Here is a 5677-nt window from a genome sequence, read left to right as displayed (position 1 = left end):
GCTCAGCCGCTGACCGGCGAGCAGATTTCCACCAGATAGCCGTTGAGGTCGCGCACGTAGCCGACCACCTGACCCCAAGGCTTGGCCTCGGGGGTTTTGAGCGCTTGCGCGCCGTGGGCGATGGCATGGGCGTAGGCGGCTTCCGGGGTGGCGGTGACCAGGCAGAGCTCGACGCTGGCCGGTGGAGCGTCCTTGCGCTGCGGCAGGATGGTGAGGCCGTTCATGCCGGCCATCTTTTCATCGGCAAACGCCAGGGCGGTGGCGCCGGTTTCCATCTCGGCGTACATGCCGCTCTCGTGCACGAAACGGCGAGCGAGCGAGAAGGCCTGCTCGTAGAAGGCGACGGTGGCGGCGACGTCGGGCACGTAGTAGAGGGTGTAGCCGAGTTGCATGGCGGTCCTAGCAAGTTGCGGTTGAGATGGCGCCAATCTAGGCCTGGTGGGGGCCCGCGTCTTGGATAAATCGGCCAGCGGCCCTCACAAGGGCAGGTCCCCGTGGGTAACTTGCGCGCGGTCCGAGGGGGAGAAACCGCCCAGGCGGCGGAAGTCGCGCGCCATGTGGGCCTGGTCGCTGTAGCCGCCTTCGCAGGCGGCGGCGCTGAGGCTGAGCGTGGGGTCGGCGCGCAGCAGGCGGGCGGTGCGCTGGAAGCGCAGGATGGCGGCCAGGGTCTTGACCGGCAGACCGACGGCTTGCCGCATGGTGCGGCGCAGGTGGCGCTCGCTGCAGCCGACCTGCTCGGCCAGCGCCACGACCGGCAGCCTGCCGCCGGAGACATGCAGCAGGTCGATGGCGGCCTGGGCCTGTGGGTGGGCACTGCTACCGGCAGCACTTGCCAACTCGGTGGCCAGGCTACGCAGGGCGGTATGCAAGGTGGCGAGATCCTTCGCACTGCGTACCGGGGCGAGTCGCTCACCCAGCAGGGCCTGGACCTGGGCGTCGTCCAGATTGGTATCGCGCACCGTGGCGGGATCGAGCCCCAGGCAGGCGCCGCCCCAGCCGGCGCGAAAGCGCAGACCGATAAAGCCAAGCCCGGCCGTGACCGGTACCATGAAGTGGCCGGTGGAGGGGCCGGCAATCAGTAGCTGCAGCCCGCTGACGGTGTCGTCGGCGGCCAGCCGGAAGTGGGCGATCAGGTCGATGCGCCCATCGGGCAGCACGCGGTGCAGGCCGTCTGCGGCAGCCAGGTAGGACCAGTCAGCCTCGACCGGGTGGCCAACCGGCCAGTGGGCGGGGAATTCCTGATAACCGTGAGGTAGCGGGTAACCGTGGGGCATGGGCGGACGCTAGCGCGCGAAAGCCCGCATGCTATTTGACTTCGCTCGGGACTGCACCCGCCGCCAGCAACTGCGCCAAGCGCTCTGCGGTCATGGGCTTGCCCAAGAGGTAGCCCTGCAGTGCGTCGCAGCCAAGCTGGGTGAGGAAGGTCTGCTGGTCGGCGGTCTCGACACCTTCAGCCACGATCTTGAGGTCCAAAGTCTGGCCCAGGGCGACGATGGCGGCCACGATGGCGGCATCTTCGGTATCGCGCGCCAGATCACGGACAAAGCCGCGGTCGATCTTGAGCTCGCTGGCGGGCAGGCGCTTGAGGTAGAGCAAGCTGGAGTAGCCGGTGCCGAAGTCGTCGATGGAGATATGCACGCCCATATCGTGCAGGATCTGCAGGATGCTCAGGCTGGCGTCGGCGTCGCGCATGGCGGTCGATTCGGTCACCTCCAGGGTCAGGCAGGCGGCCTCCAGGCCATGGCGGTCCAGCGTCTCGCGCACCGTCTGGATCAGGCTGGTATGGCTGAACTGCAGGGCCGAGAGGTTGACCGCGATACTGCGCGGGGCCTGGCCGGCATCGCGCCAGCTGCGCATCTGGCGGCAGGCTTCGTCCAGCACCCAGGCGCCGATGGGCAGGATGAGCCCGGTCTTTTCCGCCAGGGGAATAAAGTCATTTGGCGGGATAAGACCACGCTCGGGGTGCTGCCAGCGCAGCAGGGCCTCGACCCCGGTCATGGGCCCGGCCGGCGCGCGGAACTTGGGTTGGTAGTGCAGCACCAGCTCGCCGCGCACCTGGGCCTGGCGCAGATCCTGCACCAGTTGCAGCTGGTTATGCATATTGGCGTTCATGGACGCTTCGAAGAAGCGGTAGCTGTCCCGCCCTTGGCCCTTGGCGTGATACATGGCGGCGTCGGCATTGCTGAGCAGCTCGTCGGGGACAGTGCCGTCGCCGGGGTACAGTGCGATACCGATACTGACCGAGACGCGTAACTCGTGGCCTTCCACGCTTACCGGCTCGCGGATCAGCGCGGTGAGCTTTTCGGCCATGGTAGCGACATCGGATGGGTCACCCACGCTGGACAACAACACCATCTCGTCGCCACCAACCCGGGCCAGCGTATCTTGCGCGCGCACCGCGGCGGTGATGCGCTGGGCGATGGCCACCAGCAGCAAGTCGCCGATGCGATGGCCGTAGGCGTCGTTGACTGCCTTGAAGCCATCGAGGTCCATGAACATGAGCGCGAATAGGCCGCGTTCACGGCGGGCGCGCTGGATGGCCTGATCCAAACGGTCTCCGAGCAGCACTCGGTTGGGCAGGCGGGTGAGGTTGTCATGCAGGGCGAGGTATTGCAGCTCCTGATTGGCTTCGTTCAGGGACGAGGCGAGCACGGCGGTGCGCAGCTCCAGTCGCAGATCGAGCACCGAGACGATGAGGGCGATAGCCAGTACGGCAAAGGTGACGCTGATGATGAAGAGCGCCAGCCAGCCGGTGCTGAAGCCGTCGCGCACGGCACCGCAGACGCTACCGAGCGGAAACTCGGCCGCGGCCATGCCGGTGTAGTGCATGCCGACGATGGCGATGCCCATGAGCACCGCGGCTGCGGCGCGAAACAGCCGTACACCGGCCCCGTGGTGGCGCAGGCGGAAGGCCAGCCAGAGCGCGGCACCGGAGGCAACCACGGCGATGATGACCGACAGGGTGAAGAGCACGGGCCGGTAGACGATGCCCGGCAGCATGCGCATGGCGGCCATGCCGGTGTAGTGCATGGCACTGACGCCGGCCCCCATGAGCAAAGCACCGCCGACCAGACGCGACCAGGGTAGGGTCTGCCGGCTGACCAGCCACAGCGCCAGTGCGGACGAGGCGATGGCGATGAGGAGCGACAGCAGGGTGATGTGGGGGTCGTAACCGAGCTCAATGGGTAGGCGGAAGGCCAGCATGCCAATAAAGTGCATGGACCAGATGCCGATGCCCATGGCGCAGGCACCACCGGCCAGCCACCAGTGGGCCGCGCGGCCCTGGGCGGTGGTGATGCGGCCGGCCAGGTCGAGCGCCGTGTAGGCGGCGAGTATGGCCACCAGCAGGGAAAGCAAGACCAGCAGCGAGCTGTAGCTGCCTGTCAGCATCGGTCTTCCTCCTCAGGCGCCGGTACTGGATAGGTGGGACGGCAGACTACCGCCCTCTTGTGAATGTAGTTGTTGCGGATCAGCGCGTGAAGCGGTGTAAACCAATATATCCCGGCCCAGGCGGACGGGGTAGTGAGGGGCGCTGGCTCAGGCCGGCGCCTTGGCCTGGGCCAGCAGGTGGTCGAGGCGCGTGCGTAGCTCGGTGAGTTCTTCGATCTCCAAGCCCATGGCGTCCTTGAGGGCCAAGGGGACGGATTTGGCCTTGTCGCGCAGGGCGTGGCCGGAATCGGTGAGCATGATGCGCACTTCGCGCTCGTTCTCTTGCCGGCGCTCGCGGCGGATAAGGCCGCTTTGCTCCAGGCGCTTGAGCAAGGGTGTGAGGGTGCCGGAATCGAGCAGAAGGCGATCGCCGATGAACTTGACCGTGACGTCGTCCTGCTCCCACAGCACCAGCATGACCAGGTATTGCGGATAGGTCAGGTCCAGCTCGGCCAGCAGCGGCTGATAGCAGCGCGTGACCGTGCGGGAGGCGGCGTAGAGGCGGAAGCAGAGCTGGGCGTCGAGCCGCAGCCAGTCGGATTCGTTCATGATCTTGTTCACCTGAAGACAAGGGCGGCGACCGGCTGGTACCGGTAGCCGCCCGTGCATTCTACGGATGCTGGGCCTGGGCGGGTATGCCCATGGCCCCAGAGCCGTTAAATCACACTAGATGCACATTCACATCGACATTGCCGCGGGTAGCGTGCGAGTAGGGGCAGATGTCGCTGTGGGCGGTCTCGATCAGTTGCTGGGCCACGGCGCGGTCCATGCCGGTGAGGGTGACGGCCAGGTCGGCGGTGATGCCGAAACCACCAGCCGAACGGGGGCCGACGCCAACGCGGGCGGTGACGGAGGCGGACTCGATCTTGACGCCTTGCTGGCGGGCGACGAAGCGGACGGCGCCTTCGAAACAGGCGGCGTAACCGGCAGCGAACAGTTGCTCGGGGTTGGTCGCGGCGCCGCCGGGGCCACCCATTTCCTTGGGGATGGCGAGCTTGGCCTTGAGTACACCATCGGACGATTCGATCTGGCCTTCACGGCCGCCGACGGCGGTGGCTTGCGCGGTATAGAGAACTTGGACGGACATGGCAGTATTCCTTGTAAGTGGGTAACAGGTTTGCCTGCTTGGCGAGACGAAATATAGTCGCCAAATAAATTGCACACAATTTATTTGTTTCTATCGGGTCGATAGCCCTGGGAGCCGGCCGACGAACGGTCGAAGGTGGTGCTGCAGTTCAGGATGGATTCAGCCCGGCGGTACCACTATGCCAACCATAGACGGCGAGCGTGCCGTGACCAAGGAGCAAGACCATGCGCAAATCGATATCCCTCCTGTTGCTGGCAGGCGCTTTGACCAGCACCGCCGCGATGGCGGATTCGTCCCGCGCAGTGCTGGGCGGCGCCTTGGGTGGCGCGGCCGGTGCCGCCATCGGCTACAACGTGAACGGCCGCGACGGCGCCCTGGTGGGTGCTGCGCTGGGTGGCTTGGTGGGCGTGGCGGCCAGCACCCGCCACGACGGTTACTACCGCGACAATGGCTACTACCGTGGCAGCAGCTACTACCGCTACGAAGAGCCGCGCGTGATCCGCCGCGAGGTCTATGTGGAACGGCCGCGTTACTACTACCCGCCGGAACGCGTGGTCTATGTGCCGCGAGGCCACTACGACCGCGGCTGGCATGAGCGCCGCTGGGAAGACCGGCACGACCGCTGGGAGCACCGTGGTCGCTGGGATTAAGCCCTTGCCGCGCTAAGCGGCGGACAGACCAGCTAGAATGCGAACAGCCCTGCCGAATTGGTGGGGCTGTTTTATTTTCTACCCCCTACCCGCTCATACCATGGCCAAACCGCTAGCGCTCGAACGTCTGTTGCAATCCCAAGGCTTTGGCAGCCGCAAGGCGGCGCGTGGCCTGATCGAGGCCGGGCGGGTGGCAGTGAACGGGCAGCCCTGCCAGAAGCCGGATACGGCTTTTACAACTGAGGGCCTGGTGTTGACCGTGGATGGCCATGACTGGCCCTGGCGTGAAAAGCTCTATATCGCCCTCCACAAACCCGCCGGGGTGGAATGCTCGCGCAGCCCCCAGCACCACAGCTCGGTCTTTACTCTGCTGCCGCCCCACTTTGTGGAGCGCGGCGTGCAACCGGTGGGCCGGCTGGACGCCGACACGACGGGCCTCTTGCTGCTGACCGACGATGGTCCGCTGAACCACGCCCTCGCCTCGCCCAAGCGGCATGTGCCCAAGACCTAT

At 66.1% G+C, this 5677-nt stretch carries 7 protein-coding genes; 2 read left to right on the top strand and 5 right to left on the bottom strand.

Annotated features, from left to right (window positions below; translation table 11 throughout):
* Positions 1-2: 2 nt before the first annotated feature.
* From VIM95_RS12715 to VIM95_RS12695, 5 genes are all read right to left on the bottom strand, one after another.
* Positions 3-392: a VOC family protein gene (locus VIM95_RS12715; RefSeq protein WP_331986193.1), complete on the bottom strand. Its 390-nt coding sequence runs from the start codon at positions 390-392 to the stop codon at positions 3-5.
* A gap of 84 nt (positions 393-476) precedes the next feature.
* Positions 477-1274, bottom strand: coding sequence for a helix-turn-helix domain-containing protein (locus tag VIM95_RS12710; protein ID WP_331986191.1), 798 nt, complete (start codon positions 1272-1274; stop codon positions 477-479).
* A 31-nt stretch (positions 1275-1305) separates the two neighbouring features.
* Entirely contained in the window at positions 1306-3390 is a 2085-nt protein-coding gene (locus VIM95_RS12705) for a putative bifunctional diguanylate cyclase/phosphodiesterase (RefSeq protein WP_331986190.1), read from the bottom strand.
* 147 nt (positions 3391-3537) lie between these two features.
* Positions 3538-3978 (bottom strand): MarR family winged helix-turn-helix transcriptional regulator, encoded by a 441-nt coding sequence (locus VIM95_RS12700; RefSeq protein ID WP_331986189.1) that lies wholly within the window; start codon positions 3976-3978, stop codon positions 3538-3540.
* 112 nt (positions 3979-4090) lie between these two features.
* Complete coding sequence (locus VIM95_RS12695; RefSeq protein ID WP_331986187.1) at positions 4091-4516, bottom strand: organic hydroperoxide resistance protein; 426 nt, start codon at positions 4514-4516, stop codon at positions 4091-4093.
* Positions 4517-4740: 224 nt separating this feature from the next.
* Between VIM95_RS12695 and VIM95_RS12690 the strand changes: the two genes are divergently transcribed.
* Both VIM95_RS12690 and VIM95_RS12685 read left to right on the top strand, forming a co-directional pair.
* Positions 4741-5166: a YMGG-like glycine zipper-containing protein gene (locus VIM95_RS12690; protein WP_331986185.1), complete on the top strand. Its 426-nt coding sequence runs from the start codon at positions 4741-4743 to the stop codon at positions 5164-5166.
* 100 nt (positions 5167-5266) lie between these two features.
* A partial coding sequence (locus VIM95_RS12685; RefSeq protein WP_331986183.1) for a pseudouridine synthase occupies positions 5267-5677 on the top strand: 411 nt, incomplete at its 3' end.

Origin of the sequence: Chitinimonas sp. (assembly GCF_036568685.1) — a bacterium.
Lineage (GTDB): Bacteria > Pseudomonadota > Gammaproteobacteria > Burkholderiales > Chitinimonadaceae > Chitinimonas.
Note: the sequence above shows the minus strand (reverse complement) of the source record. Positions and strands in the feature narration are given on the sequence as shown.

What these genes read in the sequence shown, in the direction of transcription:
- VIM95_RS12715 (WP_331986193.1), bottom strand. Translation starts at nt 392, where the DNA reads ATGCAACTCGGCTACACCCTCTACTACGTGCCCGACGTCGCCGCCACC.
- VIM95_RS12710 (WP_331986191.1), bottom strand. Translation starts at nt 1,274, where the DNA reads ATGCCCCACGGTTACCCGCTACCTCACGGTTATCAGGAATTCCCCGCC.
- VIM95_RS12705 (WP_331986190.1), bottom strand. Translation starts at nt 3,390, where the DNA reads ATGCTGACAGGCAGCTACAGCTCGCTGCTGGTCTTGCTTTCCCTGCTG.
- VIM95_RS12700 (WP_331986189.1), bottom strand. Translation starts at nt 3,978, where the DNA reads ATGAACGAATCCGACTGGCTGCGGCTCGACGCCCAGCTCTGCTTCCGC.
- VIM95_RS12695 (WP_331986187.1), bottom strand. Translation starts at nt 4,516, where the DNA reads ATGTCCGTCCAAGTTCTCTATACCGCGCAAGCCACCGCCGTCGGCGGC.
- VIM95_RS12690 (WP_331986185.1), top strand. Translation starts at nt 4,741, where the DNA reads ATGCGCAAATCGATATCCCTCCTGTTGCTGGCAGGCGCTTTGACCAGC.